Annotated in this window: 12 protein-coding genes; all 12 read right to left on the bottom strand. The window is 51.5% G+C overall.

The window, feature by feature from the left end:
* Positions 1 to 3: 3 nt before the first annotated feature.
* The 12 genes from HY774_25695 to HY774_25640 all read right to left on the bottom strand — a co-directional run bounded on the left by HY774_25695 (position 4) and on the right by HY774_25640 (position 15,743).
* Positions 4 to 510, bottom strand: coding sequence for a hypothetical protein (locus HY774_25695; protein MBI4751893.1), 507 nt, complete (start codon positions 508 to 510; stop codon positions 4 to 6).
* Positions 473 to 952 (bottom strand): hypothetical protein, encoded by a 480-nt coding sequence (locus tag HY774_25690; GenBank protein MBI4751892.1) that lies wholly within the window; start codon positions 950 to 952, stop codon positions 473 to 475. The genes HY774_25695 and HY774_25690 overlap by 38 nt, the downstream gene beginning before the upstream one ends.
* A gap of 68 nt (positions 953 to 1,020) precedes the next feature.
* Complete coding sequence (locus HY774_25685) at positions 1,021 to 1,233, bottom strand: hypothetical protein (protein MBI4751891.1); 213 nt, start codon at positions 1,231 to 1,233, stop codon at positions 1,021 to 1,023.
* A gap of 105 nt (positions 1,234 to 1,338) precedes the next feature.
* Positions 1,339 to 3,825, bottom strand: coding sequence for a hypothetical protein (locus HY774_25680; GenBank protein ID MBI4751890.1), 2,487 nt, complete (start codon positions 3,823 to 3,825; stop codon positions 1,339 to 1,341).
* Entirely contained in the window at positions 3,822 to 4,622 is an 801-nt protein-coding gene (locus HY774_25675) for a DUF3142 domain-containing protein (protein MBI4751889.1), read from the bottom strand. The genes HY774_25680 and HY774_25675 overlap by 4 nt, the downstream gene beginning before the upstream one ends.
* Before the next feature lie 89 nt (positions 4,623 to 4,711).
* Entirely contained in the window at positions 4,712 to 7,189 is a 2,478-nt protein-coding gene (locus tag HY774_25670) for a hypothetical protein (GenBank protein ID MBI4751888.1), read from the bottom strand.
* A gap of 384 nt (positions 7,190 to 7,573) precedes the next feature.
* Positions 7,574 to 8,077 carry a Uma2 family endonuclease gene (locus tag HY774_25665; GenBank protein MBI4751887.1) on the bottom strand — a complete coding sequence of 168 codons (504 nt, stop codon included), beginning with the start codon at positions 8,075 to 8,077 and terminating at the stop codon, positions 7,574 to 7,576.
* Positions 8,078 to 8,296: 219 nt separating this feature from the next.
* Positions 8,297 to 8,788 (bottom strand): Cys-tRNA(Pro) deacylase, encoded by a 492-nt coding sequence (gene ybaK / locus HY774_25660; GenBank protein MBI4751886.1) that lies wholly within the window; start codon positions 8,786 to 8,788, stop codon positions 8,297 to 8,299.
* Positions 8,789 to 9,006: 218 nt separating this feature from the next.
* Entirely contained in the window at positions 9,007 to 11,925 is a 2,919-nt protein-coding gene (locus HY774_25655; GenBank protein MBI4751885.1) for a TonB-dependent receptor, read from the bottom strand.
* Positions 11,926 to 12,063: 138 nt separating this feature from the next.
* Complete coding sequence (locus HY774_25650) at positions 12,064 to 13,185, bottom strand: hypothetical protein (protein ID MBI4751884.1); 1,122 nt, start codon at positions 13,183 to 13,185, stop codon at positions 12,064 to 12,066.
* 303 nt (positions 13,186 to 13,488) lie between these two features.
* Positions 13,489 to 15,039, bottom strand: coding sequence for an amino acid permease (locus tag HY774_25645; protein ID MBI4751883.1), 1,551 nt, complete (start codon positions 15,037 to 15,039; stop codon positions 13,489 to 13,491).
* Between the two features lie 248 nt (positions 15,040 to 15,287).
* On the bottom strand, positions 15,288 to 15,743 hold the full coding sequence (locus HY774_25640) for a hypothetical protein (protein MBI4751882.1): 456 nt from the start codon (positions 15,741 to 15,743) through the stop codon (positions 15,288 to 15,290).
* Between the last annotated feature and the right edge of the window lie 145 nt (positions 15,744 to 15,888).

Raw genomic sequence — 15,888 nt, 5'->3', positions numbered from 1 at the left:
GATTTAAAAGTCATCATAATAGTCCCTGATGTCAGGTTCTTGTGAATCATCAAACCCGACCAGTGCAAGTTGTTCAGAAGTAATGATCACATCGGTTTTGCTATACATCAGGGCGAACAGTTCGTGCAATATCTCTAAATGAGCCTGCCGGCTCTCTCTGGTTGCTTGCAAGATGGTTTGACTGGCCTGGTCTATTCTTTTTCCAGCGTTTCCGCTTTTTTGTAATGTGGAGACAATCAGGGTTTCTTCAAGAAAAGCATCCCAGGGAGTTGTAATTCGGAGCAAAGATCCAACCGTTGATTCAAACAACATCCACAACGCCGCTTTTGAATCAGAGAAGTATTCAGCGGAAAAGCGAACCTCAAATTGCTTTTCCAACACAGCACAAAGGCTTTGATAATAGGCAGCAAAATCCGGGTGAACATAATCCTCTCGTTGAGTTCGGACATACGCCTCCACCAGCACTTTGTAGTCATAAGGTCGTTTCAATTTTTCGATGGAATATCCCATCCACACCTCCGATCAATGACCGGTTTAACTCGTGAATCAAAAGCCCTAAACAACTGCCTGCTATACCGCATAAAAAACTATATGGCAGTATACTCGCAAGGAGTTTCGCCCAGGCCCAGGGATTGGTGGGTTGTGCTGTCACTTCGTCATAAATCGTACCTGCAGCCAAAACCTGTTGAACATATCCAAAGGTAAAGAAAACAACGGCATAGCCCATTCCAAGGATAAAGCCCTCAGCGACGGCTCTGGCTGGTAACCCCTTGCCACGCTGGGTTCGAAACGCGTCCAGCGCCCCTCGCCAGGCAGTGAGCACTGAGATTGGAAAAGCCAGAAAAAGGCAAACCGGCCAGTACAATTGAAGAAAACGTGGCAGGTCACTCTGAAGATGTTGCCCACTCAACACCGCCACCACCAAAACCGGAATCAGAAAAAGACACCACATAAAAAGGGCATCCAGCAGACCAAATGTGAGAAGAGTTCGAACTTTTGAAGTTGAGGTAATTTTTAAGATCATGACAAAACCCCCCAATCATTTTCAGCTACAGGGTCAAACGGGTCTTTGTATTCCACGGGTAATCCTCGCAAGGAATAGTCTGAACTTTGGGATGAATTGTCAGGACGAGTTGTGATGACAACCATCACTTTATCACCTTCGTGAAAAGGGAGGTCGTGCAAAACGATTGTCCCATTTGGTTCAATTTTGGCTTCAATTCGAAATTCCATGGTCAATGACCCTCCTCAAATCTAAATTTGGGCAAAAGGGTAAAGGACAATTGCTCATCCTTCACCCTTCAAAAACCCTGAACCCCGAACCCTGAACCCCAAACCCTAATAATGGTACTTCGTCTTCTGCGCCCAGGGATCAGTTGGGTATTTCTTTTTCAGAAGCTGGAAGGCTTCTTTGGAAAGATTGGTCGTGGTGTCATTGGTACAGCCAAACCGCGTGGTGCGCACTGCCAGATGGAGGGCTTCGGGCACCCGCGCATCGGTCGGATTTTTCTTCGCCCAGTCAATCGTCTGGCGGCAGAGGTAGTTCGGTGCGGTTCCAATCGCGACCAGGGCTTTCCATTCTTTAAAGGCGGCTTCCTTTTGTTCAGCCGTCAAAAAGGCTGGCGGGAAGAACGCTTTGGCTGGATCAAACGGCACTTGTGGTTTGGGTTTTGGCTCGCCGTCGGGGCCGTATTCTTGATCGGGATCATAGTAGTTGAACTTCTCAAAATTCCCGGTCGAGACTTCGAGTTTGCCGTCAAAGTTGCACCACCAGTTATCGCGATAACTGTCAATTGTGTCGAGTGTTTCTGTGCGTTCCAGGCCGTTCACAATATGCGGGCGCAAGCCAGGAAAGCGCAGCACGGCGAAAATCAGGGCAAATTTGGCTTCCGGCGCGGTGTTGGCCGCCCGATAGGCCGAGGTCATTTCTTTGAGTTCCGGTACCAGTTTGTCAACCACGAGTGATGCCTGGGTGGCGACGTCACGGTTTTCAAGCAACCCGGCTTTGACCCAAACGGCCAGCGCCAGATTCCCACGCAGATTTTTGGGGAGCGAGGTGTCTTGAAGAAGTGCGCCAAGCTGACTCAGCGGCAGCCCTTGATTGATGACGCGCCCGGCCTGGACGTCAAAACGCACTTGTTTTTCATCTTCCAGTCGTTGTTTCTTGAAGTCTGCTGATTCCGGCGAGTCCGGGTACACTGGTATAAAATCAGCCGACAACTGGGAAAAATCAAAGGAATCGGTAATGCCTGCCGGACGGCGGCCAAGGTATTTGGCCAGTTCGGTCAAGCTGGTGGCCGTATGCATCTGAAGTTGTGAAAACAGATTCGCGGTTGATTGAGTCAACGTGCCGTCTTTGGTTTTCATAAAGTCAGCCAGTATTTTGCGAGCGTCGTCTATTTTACCGGTTTCAACCAGCAATCGAAGGCGATGGTAGGTTGTCATCGTGTAGGCCGGTGAATCAGCCGGAACTCGTTCGGCGGCTGAAATCAGATTGGCCAGTTTTGGTGAATCTCCAGCGGCTTTGGTTAAAGCAGCACACAGCCAGTGGAGTTTCCCGGTCTTTTCCCAGGTTTTGACGGCATAGTCGTTGGCGGCGTCATCCATCGTTTGAAAAACCAGCACCCAGTCAATCAGGTCATCCTTGAGCCGAATGGCCGGCAGTGACTTAAATTTCCGATTGACCCGGTCAAAATCCACCGCGTCCCAGTACTCTTCATCTGGGGTTGTTTTTTCAATGACGTCATCGAGCCGGTTTGGAAACATCCACAAGTTCCGACCAAAATTAGGTCCTGAATGTGTCCTCAGCAGATCGTGTGCCAGATCGAGTGTCAGCGATTCCAACACGGCAATTTCAGCCTGTTCCTGTTCTGGGATTGGTGTGCTGTCTGGTTCGCTTCCAGTCTTTTTAGCCGCGATTTCGGTCAACTGAACATTCGCCAGCAAGCGTCGCGTCGCCGTGTGGTATTCACTCAACTGTTTGTCAGCCAGTACTTTGGCGCTCCGGTCGCGGATATCTCCAAAGAGTTTGGCCTGCTCTTCAGGCGTTGTCTGAATCTGTTTCTCGAATTTTCGATTTAGTGTCCGAATCGCCAGATACGGAGCAATCATTTTCCAGGGTGATTTGCCGTCTTTGGCAATCTGGTCAAAGCCTTTGACGGCCAGGTCGTGTTCGTCGGCATAGAAATTGGCGGCGGCAATCTGGTAGGCGCGGTCAGCCTTTATCATCGGGTCCAGCGAGGCGGCAGGTTCTGATGGAATCGCTGGCTCACCACTGGCGGTCTGAAAGACCTGATCCTGGGCGGTGAGCCATTCGCGAACCTGCGGACTGCTGGCGCCAAATTGTTTGGCCCGTTCGTTCAGCGTCCGAATCGCAACCTGAAAGGCTTCAGCGGAAACCGCGACTTTGGATGAATATCCATCGGGATCTTTGATGAATTCAACGACTTTGGGATTGGCCGGAGCATTTGGCACTGATTTGCGAGCGTCGAGCCATTGGTTGAGCCAGTAGTCACTTTTGCTCTCCTGACTGATGCCAAGTCGGGCCTCCCATTTGGCAACGGCGGCTTCCTGTTCAGTTTCGTCCAGGCCGATACTGTTCAAATAGCGATACGCGACGATCAAATAGGACCAGGCATAAGCTGGTTGCAGGACGTTGAGTTCGCCTCGTGCAAACCGTCGAAGCGGAAAATCAGGATGTTTGGTAAATATAAAGCGGGCAGTGCCAAAGTCCGGCCCGCAGGCCCGGACCGGTTGCGGCGGGAAGACCACCAGTGACACACCCAAGAGACACAACAAAAACACGGCCTGAAGCTTGGATTTCATTGCCTTACCTTTTCTGAAAAAAACTTGAATTGTTGCGGCGTCCAGGATCGAAGATTAAATGCGTACACACGCCGGTTGGTCGGAATTTCGGGACGAAGTTCGTCGAGGGCGACACCAACGCTGCATCCGCACAACTTTGACCGAAAGGACTGGTTGGATGCAAGGAACTTCACGACGTTTTCCGTGTCTTTTCCCATTCGAAAAACCATCGGGACGACGTCATCCACTGGCAGGTCGTGAATCCAGTCATCAAACAAACACCACGATGCCAGTGCCGTCATCACCAGCGGCATGGTTTCTGGAAGGTTGGCCCGCAGGTCAGTCAGCAGGGCACGATAAAAGTCACGTTCCGATTGTCTGGCATCAAAATCAATCTGGAGTGCGGCGACATTTGGCGATTTCATGGCCTTGAGGACTTCGGCCACGGTTTGTTGGCGCTGTGCTTCGCTTCGGGTTGGAGCGTGCTCTGAATCCACCTCAATGCGCACCACGGTCATGATATAGGCTCCCGCAGGCACTTTGAGCGGTTGTAATCGTGGACGAACCGCAACCCCATCACCCGACAATGTCAAGGTTGCCGCCAGATAGGCCACACCTGCCTGGGCCGGGTCAAGGAACCGAAGGTCTTCGGGGCGTTCCCAGGCCCAGAGCATCAGACGGGGAATTGCCTGGATTCGGGGTTTTTGGCAATCAACCGAAAAACTTTTCTGGTTTTTTATGTTTTTACGCGAAAACAAAAAACTCGCTCCGGCGGCAACGAGCACCAGAGCGAGCAGAATCAGGAACGGTTTTTTCATGTGTGACTGAACCCTACTCGGAAACAGGCTACGGGGGCAGGCTTCATCATTGGAAAAGTTGGATTTCTGTGAGCCTCAAACCCTTGAACTTAAAAATAATATTTCGTCTTCTGGGCCCAATGAGTCCTGGGGTATTTCTTTTTGAGAAGCAGGAAGGCTTCTTTTGAAAAATCCGTGGTTGTGTCATCCGTAGATCCATACCGGGTTGACCGAACTGCCAGATGCAGCGCTTCAGGAACATGCGGATCCCGTGGGTATTTTCGGGCAAAATCAATCGTCTGGCGGCACAGATAATTGGGTGCTGTTCCAATGGCCACCAGTGCTTTCCATTCATCGAAGGCTGCCTCTTTCTGGGAAGTCGTTAAAAAAGCAGGTGGGTAAAACGCTTTGGCCGGGTCAAATGGTGGTTGAGGAAGCGGAGACCCATCGGGGCCATATTCCTCATTCAGGCCGTTGCCATTGTATTTTTCATAACTTTGGGCTGAGACTTCTCCTCTGGTGTCAAATGCACACCACCAGTTGTCACGATGGCCATCAATTTTACTGAGTCGCTTAGGCCGGGGTACCCCAGCCACGATATGCGGGCGAAGCCCTGGAAACCGAAGCACCGCGAAAATAAGCGCAAATCTGGCTTTCGCGGATGATTTTGACGAACGATAGGCCGCTGTCAGGTTTTTTAATTCTGGAACCAGTTTGCCAACCACACGCGATGCCCGGGTTGCAATCTTCCGATTTTCAAGTAACCCGGCTTTCACCCAAACCACCATTGCCAGATCCCGGCGTAGATGTTTTGGGAGGGTTGAATTCTGAATTATTTCTCCGAGCAGACTGAGTGGCAATCCCTGGTTGAGTATCCGAGACGCTGGCGTGTCAAAGAGCGGTTGTTTTTCCTTTTCCAACCGTTCTTGCCTGTATTTGACTGACTCTGGACTATCAGAGTAGTTTGATCCAAATTCGGCTGAAATTTGATAATAATCATATGCCTCGACAATACCTGCGGGACGACGACTGATGAATTTTGTGAGTTCGGGCAAACCAGTTGCCGCCTGCATTTGAAGTTGAGAAAACAGGTTCCACGATGATTGGGTTAATGACGTACCTCTGGTTGGCATAAATTCGGCCAGAAGCTTGCGGGCGTCATCGAGTTTGCCGGCTTCAATCAGCAATCGAATGCGGTGATAGCTCACCATTGGATAAGCGGGCGAATCAGCCGGTACCTGTTCAGCCGCCGATAGCAATGCCGCCAATTTCGGAGCATTTCCAGTAGTTTTGGATAAAGCCGAGCACAGCCAGTGGAGTTTCCTGGTCTTTTCCCAGGTTTGGGTGGCGTAATCGCTGGCTGGATTGTCCATGGTTTGAAACACCAGAATCCAGTCGATCAAATCATCTTTCAACCGAATCGCAGGAAGCGACTCAAAGGTTCGTTTGACCCGATCATAATCCACGACGTCCACTGGATCATTTTCGTCGGCTGTGGCCTCGATGATGTTGTCCAAATGATCAGGGAAATTCCACAAATTGCGCCCAAACGCAGGGCCCGAATGTGGTCGCAGCAGGTCTTGAGCTTCATCGAGGGTGAGTTGTTCGAGGACAACGAATTGGGCCTGGAACTGTGCCGGTGTCAGGTATTCAGAATCCGGGATTCCAAGTTCAATTGCGATCTGCCCATATTGAATATCGGCCACCAGACGGCGGGTAGCCGGGTGATATTCGCTCAGTTGTGCATCAGCCAGAAGTTTAGTACACCGATCACGTGCATCGCTCAGGATGGCGGCATCTTGTTGAGGTGTATTCTGATCCTGATTCTCATATTGGCGATAAAGCGTCCGAATTGCCAAATAAGGGGCAATGATTTTCCAGGGAGAATTTGTATCGTTTGCAATTTGATCAAAGCCAGCAAGGGCCGCTTCATAGTTGTTTCCGTAAAAATTGGCGGCGGCAATCTGATAGGCACGATCAGCCTTTATCATTGGATCAACCGAAGCTGGTGCTGCGTCGGGAATCGAGGTTTCACCGCTGGCGGTTTGAAACACCTGATCCTGGGCTTTGAGCCATTCGCGAACCTGTGGGCTGGAGGCGCCAAACTGGTTGATTCGCTCAGCGAGGGTTTGGGTCGCAAGATGAAACGCATCTCCAGTAATCGCAATCTGATAGCTGTAACTTTCGTCTTCCTTCACATATTGGGAAATGGTTGGTGGACTGGTTATGCCAGTAACTTTTTTTCGGGCTTCAAGCCACTGATTGAGCCAGTAATCAGGCTTGCTTTCATCGGTTATACCCAATCGGGTTTCCCATTTTCCCACGGCAGCTTTCTGTTCAGTTTCATCAAGTCCAATACCATTGAAATAGCGATAAGCCACGATTAAATAGGACCAGGCATAACCCGGCTGGAGGACATTCAATTCACCCTGAGCAAACCGGTGAAGCGGATGATCAGGATGTTTGGTAAAGACAAATCGCGCCTCATCATAAAATGGGCCGCATGCTCGAACCGATTGAGTGGGAAAAATAATCAGAGAGCTTCCCAATAAACACAACAAAAACACAACCTGAAGTTTGGATTTCATATCTTAACCTCTTCAGAATAAACGGTGTTTGGGTATAGCGTTTGGGCTTGAGACTTCACTGCAATCACACTCCATTTAGTCGGAATTTCCAGACAAATTTGGTCGAATGCTTTAGCAACGCTGCATCCGCACACTTTGACCGAAAGCTCTGGTTTGGCGCAAGGGGGTGGGAGTGAAATTTCGACAAGAAAAAAGGAAGACGAAGAGAATGGAAACAAAAAGACGTCAACCAGATCCTGATGTGGCTGAAGTGATTTATGAGATGTATTTCGCTAAGAACTTTTCTGAGTTTTTATGTTTTTACGCGAAAACAAAAAGCTCGCTCCGGCGGCAACGAGCACCAGAGCGAGCAAAACCAGAACCGACTTTTTCATGATCAAAAACTTAAACCGTACACCGGTAACCACACTGGAGGGAAAGGGTGACAGGCGAGACAAAATGTTGTGTCTGTGAGGCGGTAAAAAGGATGACTTCGCCAGAATAGGGGTTCAAAACGACAACGTCTTTCACCTCGTTGGCAAGGTAAAATTTGGGCCCAATGTCTAAGTCTTTGGCTTCATAGCCTTTGCTGATAACCTCAATGACGGCTTCCGGAATCAAGGTAATGGCTTCGTCCTCTTCATCAGGTTCACGGCAAAAAATGGCAATGTCTGGGCGCTTCAGAGAGCCGTCCGAAAAACTGACATACACATCAGAAATATGAATACAGGCACAAGGTGAGCTTGCAGAATCAGCAACTTCAGGGATTGGCGCAATTGTAGCCCGGATCCGGTCAATTGCTTTCTGGTGCTTATACACCGGATACGGTTCCCACAGAGGCAACCCGCCAACCAGTTCAAGCCGGATTCCAAATTCTTCGGCGCGTAAAAACCGTGCATCGAGAGCCATAAAATACCATTTGGGTTCAGGGTTCAGGGTTCAGGGTATAAACGCCAGCGTAAGGGTTTTAGGCCCGAAGGGTCGCCGTATAATAGCCGTGGTGCGCAGCCCACGGTCTGGGTCAGATCGGGGTTTAAGCGCATCACGAGTGTCGTAAAATAACCATAAACCACAGACTATTTTCCTTGTCCTGGCGCTTATCGGCAAGAAGCCCCAGGGCTCAGGCGGTTACTTCCCAGAAATCGCCACCTCGACCTCGGTGACCGGAAGCACTTTCTTCAGGTCCTGTGGATCAATCGAAACCAGGAAGCCGCGTTTGCCACCGTTGAGGTAGATTTTTGGGAGCGAGAAAATGGTTCGTTCGACATAAACCGGCATGGTGGCTTTGGTGCCAAACGGGCTGGTGCCTCCGACCAGATAGCCGGAATGCTTTTGCGCCGTTGCCGGGTCACAGGGGGAAATGCTCTTCACACCGAGTGTACGGGCCAGTTGTTTGGTTGAAACTTCACAATCGCCGTGCATCAACACAATCAACGGCTTGCGAGCGTCGTTTTCAAGGACCAGCGTTTTGACAACGATGTGTTCGTCCACGCCAAGCGCTTCAGCCGAATGTTTGGTTCCGCCGCGCTCCTCATAGTCATAGAGGTGCGGGTCAAACGCAATTTTCTTCTCACGCAGAAGCCGAATGGCTGGGGTAACGGGGTAATCAATTTTGGCCATAGCGGGGTTCAGGGTTCAGGGTGGGTTGGCAAACCCTATATCGAAAACAAAGGACTTAGCTAACCTACATTTTTGTGGGTGACAGATAAAACAGCTCAAAACAGGCTATTTTTCGGACTTTTTGCTTCATTTTGAGCATATCCCACAAAATCCGGGGGGATTTAGGAACCCTGAACCCTGAACCCGATTTCACTGGGATTTTATTTTCTTCTGGGTCCCTAAAATCGAAATCGAACCTGGGCTTCAATCCGACGGGATTCGGAAGCCGAGTTGGCCAGCCCAAAGATCGGGGAAGTCAGTGACCCGCTAAAGTTATTCAGATTGGTCCGATTGAGCAAGTTTGAAACTCGAATCGAGAACGTCAGGCTATAGCGGCTGTCTCCGCCATCACCACCAAAGCCACCGCCAGGACCACCTCCACGTGGACCACCACCGCCGCGTCCGCCGCCGCCCATTCCGCCAAAGCCGCCGGGAATCCTGGTTTCTCCTGTCTGGCTGCCAGCCATTTCATTTTTGGATTTGGCACCCAGATTGAAGGTCTTGCTCAGGTTGACATTGACGGACGCAAAGCCAGGGCCGTCACCATAATTGCGTGGGATCAAGGCTTCGCCGGGTTTGGGGGTGAGGTTAAATGTCCCAAAGTCCGTTGTGATGCTGCCGGGTGTTCCAGGCTGGGCAAACGAAGGCCGTTCGGTAAAGACCGTGTCTCCGTTTAAGTCTCGCCCAAGGGTAATGTTAAACGGTCGGCCCGAACGCAGATTGATAAACGAATTGAGCCGGATTCCCCAGGGCAGCGTGGTCGAACCGCCCATAAACAACTGGTGCGGAGCGACAAACCCGGTGCGGCCCCATTCGGTGCTCAGGTCATAACTACTGACTGGAAATGCCCCGGCGTCTTCCGTGTCGCTTTTGGCATTCGTCCAGGTGTAATTCGAAAAAATCGAGAAATTATTGGCCAACCGGCGGTTGACGCCGACTCGAATCTGATGGGTGACAGATTTCCCGGTGGCTTCATACAGATAAATATCGCCAATGTTACCAAACGGACGGGTTCCCGATCCGGGAATACCTGTAAACGTCCCCGGCAGCGGCGCATTGATGTTGCGTGACCGAAGTTGATGCACACCCCGTGACCAGACGTAGTTCACACTTGTCGTCAGATTCCACGGCAGTTGTTGCTCAACACCAATTCCACCCTGAATGATATAGGGCGCTTCCAACCCTTCAGCAATCTGGCGTCGGATTGGCTGCTGGGCATTCAGAAATGAAGGATCAGGAATGTTGGGGAAAAAGTCAGGTTGCGTCGTGAAAAACTGGGTGACGTGGTTGCCGTCCAAACGACGCGTTCCGAGCGTCAGGCTTTCGTCAAACCGGTCGTAGAAAATTCCAAATCCACCGCGAATGACCGTTCCCAGCGTTTTTCCGCTGCTGTTTGTCCCCTGACGCGGAGCATAGGCAAATGCCAGGCGTGGAGCGAAATTGTATTTGGCGCTGAGGTTGGTCTGAGCTTCGTACCGCAAACCCATCGAAACCGTCAGGTTATCGCGGGCGCGCCATTCATCCTGGAGAAAAACCCCGGCGTCATATTGATTGACTGAGACAAACGGGTCTCCGGCATTGAGCGTGAACTGTGACGGACGATAGCCCGGAAGCCCAAGCAGCACCCGGCGGTATTGTTCAAGGCTGGTAATCGTCCCGCCAATGGGCTGGCCGGTTATCGGGTCGCGGTTGACGTCGCCAGCAAACGTGTAGGCGCCGCCAAAGTTGGCCGTGTTGCTATCAGATGAGCGAATTCCCCGCAGTCGAACTCCGGTTTTGATTGAATGGGCGTTGAGCGCAATCGAGACATAGTCCTGAAATTCAAACCGCTGTTCGGATCGTTCATTTTCGCCGACCTGGGCACCACCGCCATTAAAAGACCCCGAAACATTGATTGACGGCAGGGAATTATCACCCACTGATCGTGTGGATTGTCTGGTCATTTGCAGCCGGACTTCATTGATGACCTGCGGGCTGAAAATGGTCGTGGCGGTAAAGTTGAGGGTGTGGGTTCGGTTGGTGGTGTCAAATCCACGGGTTTCGAGTGAAAAATTGCCGATTCCCTGGTTCTGACTGGAGTTGTTGTTCAAGCTGTATCGAACCACCAGCGTTGTTTTGTCATTTAACTGCCAGTCAACCCTGGGTGAAAAGGTGGTAAACCGGCGCGGTGTCACAATCACATCCGAAAAGCTCACTGGCTGCAGGTTGGCATCCAGAATCGTCGCATTGACCGAGGCGTTTTCATCGGTGTCACGGCGTTCAAAATCCACAAAAAACGAAGCTTTTTTCGGAATGATCGAACCTGACAGATTGCCGCCATACCGTCGGACCTGCAACGGCCCACGAAACGGAGCAAACGCATTGCGGGCATTCAAACTTTCGTCATTGAAGTTGAAAAAGGCTTCGCCGCGAAGTTGTTCGATTCCAGGTTTGGTCAGGATTTCAATTCGGCCAAAGCCCAGACGATCATATTCGGCTGAAAACGGGTTGGAATTGATGCGAATTTCTCGAATTGAACTTTTCGGCGGCAATCGAATGCCGGAAAAGCCATCCACGAAAAGCTGGGCACCACCGGGCCCGCCGCCGGGCCCGGCCAGTTCCTGGAGCGCGCTGGCGAGTTCGTCGGGATCTTCCGGAAGGGCTTCCAGATCAGCACCTTTAAAAACCACGGCGCTGGCATTGTTGTCCGCTGAAAGGGTGAGCGCCTGGTTCGCATCAACCGTGACTTGTTCGGCCACGGTTTCAATCGCCATTTGGATCACAAGCGGTGTCAGTTGACCATTCCCAAGCTGAATCACTTCACTTTGATAGGGAGCAAATCCAGGAGCTGAGACTTTCACCAGGTATTCACCCGGTGCTAATCCATCGAAGGCAAATCCGCCTTTTTCACCTGAAACTGATTGCAAGTCTTTTCCAGCGCTGGTGGTGAGTGTAATTTCGGCACCGGCCAATCCGGCGCCAGATTCGTCAAGAACCAATCCTCGCAAATTCAACCCACTGGCTTTGCGTTGGGCAAACACCGGCTGGCTGGTCGCGGCAGTCACCACGACCAGAGAAAGAATGAGAAAAAAAGCAGAAAATCGAAAGAATGCGTGCATGGTATTTTCCATTGGGGTTCAGGGTTCAGGGTTCAGGGTTCAGGGTTTTTGATTTTTTGATCACTTTGGTCGTTTTGGTCTCTTTCCCAAACCAGGAATCCAGACTTTCCAAACCCTGAACCCTGAACCCTATGCCCGCTACTGTTGTGACCCTGGGTCGCTCAAGCCGCCGTCGGGGGAACTGAGCGATGGACCTTGATTCCGGAAATTCGGCGCCGGAACGCGGACCAGAAACAGGGCTGTCACCGATTTGCCATCGGTTGATTTGGGCCCATTGGCCATGACGTATTCGCCGACTTTTAATTCGGTAAGTTTCAATTCGGGGGCTTGTTTGAGCCGTTCCATCATCGCTTCGGGGTTCATTCGCATCCCTTGACGACCTTGACGACGTTGTGGCTGGGCCTCGGAGTTCCCGCCGCCGTTTGCGGGCTGTTCGCGGAGTTCTTCCGGCATTTGACGAAGCAGAGTTTCACTGGTGAGTTGAACCACGGTTTCGCCTTCGCGCGACTGGACGACGATTTCCTTTTTCTCAAGCCGGATTTCTTTCACCTGTCCAAACGTTGGACGTGGGACATCGCCAGTGACGACGCGTTCGGCTGAAAATTGCGTGCCGTCAGGACTTCGGTCGCCCATACACATCAGGGTTTCACCGATTTTGATTTCGCTGGCGGTAATTGGCTTTGAAGCGGTGAATTCATATGACCCAGGCGGGAACCGTCGGATATCAGCCTGTGGCGCCAGTTTCATCAATACCGTCTGCCCGTCGCGCAATTTGAGGGTGAACTCGTTTTTGGCAACATCCGCCGCCACGACTTCGCCACGCACGCCGCGCCGTCGCCAGGCTTCCTGGTCGAGTTTGTTGCGTTCGGCAATGGAGGTGGCGCTCATTAGCACCAGTTGTTTCGAGAGGAAGGTATTTGGTGTTTCAGCCACAGCCGTGGTGCTGCGGGCCCAGACCCGATCTCCGGGGCGGATATCGGTAAATTCAATTGTTTCAGCGCCATCGAGGGTTTTCGCGTCTGGGGCGACGCGTTTACAGGCGGCTGAATCTTCGGCTGCAACGGTACATTCACCCTGGGCGGTTTTGATTTGCAGCACGCGTTTTTCTTTATTGACGGCAACCACTTCGCCGATGATGCGCGGTGCCGTGGCCGGCGCCGCCGTTGTGGCACCCTGTGCCGTTTGTCCAAAGACCTGTGATTGGTTCCCAGTCACCCCAATCACGCTCACAATCAACACGAATGAATACAATGCTCTCACAGGGCCTCCTAAAAAAGTGTTTGGTTATATGTAGAGAGTGGATGGATAGAAGTACCATAAAGAAGCCCGTGACTCAGTAAAAGTTTGTAAAGAATCGTGAAGTTTTTCCGGGAAAACTGCTTTGGATTCTCGCTTTTACAGTTTTTTACAACTGAAAATGGAGAACTTTGAATGATGAAAACAAGGTGGGTGAAAAAACAAAACAGTGAATAACCCTGACTTCGGAGTTACTCACTGTGTCAATTTTTGGAGGGGTTCTATGTTTTTTGAAATTTGTGTGTTCGCGGTTTTTCCTTTTCAATTCTAACCAGCTTCGTTTCGTTGAATTGACTGGACCCGGCTGTGGTTGCGGCCATAGCCGAAATAAATGGCCATGCCGATAGCAAGCCACACCGCCAGCCGAATCCAGGTATCAGGTGGAAGACTGACCATCAACAGCATGGAAATTCCAATTCCCATCAATGGCACAAACGGCACCCAGGGCGTTTTGAACGGACGATGTAAATTCGGCTGCTTGATGCGCAAAATCCAGACACCAGCACAGACGATGGAAAACGCCAGCAAGGTGCCGATGGCAACCAGTTGACCGAGCGTCCCAATTGGAATCAACGCGGCAAAGATGGCAACGCCCAGCCCGACCAGAATCGAAGAAATCCAGGGGGTGCGAAATCGGGGATGGATTTTGGCCGCCCAGGGTGGAAGCAGGCCATCCCGTGACATTGACAGGAACACGCGGGATTGGCCCATCAGCGTGACCAGAATCACGGTGCTGAGTCCAGCCAGTGAACCGACCTTGACCAGAAAACTTCCCCAGCGAACACCCGTGGCGTCAATCGCCAGAGCCACTGGTGCCGCGACATTGAGCCGTGAATAGGAAATTGAACCCGTGAGCAACCCGGCCACCACAATGTAGAGCACCGTACAAATCACCAGCGAACCCAAAATGCCAATCGGCATATCACGTTGCGGGTTTTTGGCCTCCTGGGCAGCGGTTGAAACGCTGTCAAATCCAATGTAGGCAAAGAAGATAACCCCGGCGCCACGCGCAATACCCGACCAGCCGAATTCACCAAAATGCCCTGTGTTTTCAGGAATGTACGGCGTCCAGTTGGTGGTCGCCAGTTCTGGATTTTTTGCCAGAAAGAGCCCTGCGACACCGATGAAAATCAGAACTGTACATAGTTTGACCACCACCATCACGGTGTTGAGTGCTGCAGATTCCTGAACCCCAACCACAAGAATGGCCGTGACAACGCAAATCACCAGAAACGCCGGCAGATTCAACAGCGAAGTCACATGCGGCAGGGAATCAACTGACACACCGGCTGCCCGGATGAGTGGCTCGACCGTCGAAAGCAACTCCCAGCGGCCCTGGAATTGAACCAGCGTTTCCCCAGGTGATTCAGTCAATTGCGGAGGAATTGAAATCCCAAAATCCTGGAGCAAACTCACCAACGTGGCACCCCACCCCGAAGCAACAGTAGCGGCGCTAAAGGCATATTCGAGGATCAAATCCCAGCCGATAATCCAGGCGACGATTTCTCCCAGCGTGGCATACCCGTAGGTATAAGCTGAACCTGAAACCGGAATCAGGGTGCTGAATTCGGCATAACATAACCCGGCGAACGCACATCCGAGCCCTGCCAGGATAAACGACAAGGTAATCGCCGGCCCGGCATATTGGGCCGCCGCCGAACCCGTAATCACAAAAATCCCGGCGCCGATGACCGCTCCAATTCCCAGCGCAATCAAATGCACCGGCCCAAGAACCCGACGCAGGGTATGTTCACCGTCTTCGCCAGCTTCATTGAGCACTTGAGCCAGCGGTTTGGTTCGAAAGTAGTCAGTTTTCATAGTTCAAGCCAGTCAGTAATACCATTTTGAGTTCCGCGCCGCCGGATTCCGGGTTTTCGAAAGCATTTCCTTGCCCCATAAGCGCCAGGATAAGAACCCCTGTGTCCTTTCCGTTGGTGTTGAACGATGTTCTTGTTGGGTTTGGGTCTCGTCCTGGCCGTGACCGTGGGCTTCGCACCACGGCTATTACACGACGACCCTCCGGGCCTGAAATCCTTATCCTGGGGCTTATGACCCTGAACCCTGAGTTACACTTTCATTCCTGTTATTCGTTGAACGAAAGGTCGAATTACGGCCAGCAAAACGGCGCCGGCAACCGCTATCACCGCCAGAACTCCGAAAAATAACTGGAGCGAAGTCCAGCCTTTATCCGGGTTGAAATAGGTGGCAATGTACCCCGCGCCAAAGTTGCCAATCGCGGTAAACACAAACCAGAGTCCCATCAGGAGTCCCACCATTTTAGCTGGAGCCACACGGGTCACCGTGCCCAGGCCAACCGGGCTGAGGCACAATTCACCGATGGTGTGGAGAAAATACAACCCCACCAGCCACAGCGGACCAATTTTCCCGCTCGAAAAACACATTCCAAAAATGAGCGCCAGATACCCAAGACCGACGAAGAACAGGCCAGCCGAAAATTTCCCCATGCTGGTTGGCTGCCGGTCTCCCCATTTCGCCCAGAGAATTGAAAACACCGGGGCCAAAAGCAGAATCTCGTGTTTTACCAATTGAGAAAGTGAGGTGACAAAAGAAGGCCCGATCAGGAAAAATGGGAAGATATGAAAAAAACAATACTCAAATTTCCAAATGATCAAGGCCGGGAAGCAGTATATCTGGCCGGAATGGCAG

Source organism: Acidobacteriota bacterium (assembly GCA_016208495.1).
In the GTDB taxonomy this organism is placed as follows: Bacteria; Acidobacteriota; Blastocatellia; order Chloracidobacteriales; family Chloracidobacteriaceae; genus JACQXX01.
The sequence above is the reverse complement of the archived record's forward strand: the minus strand, read 5'-3'. Positions and strand labels throughout refer to the sequence as shown.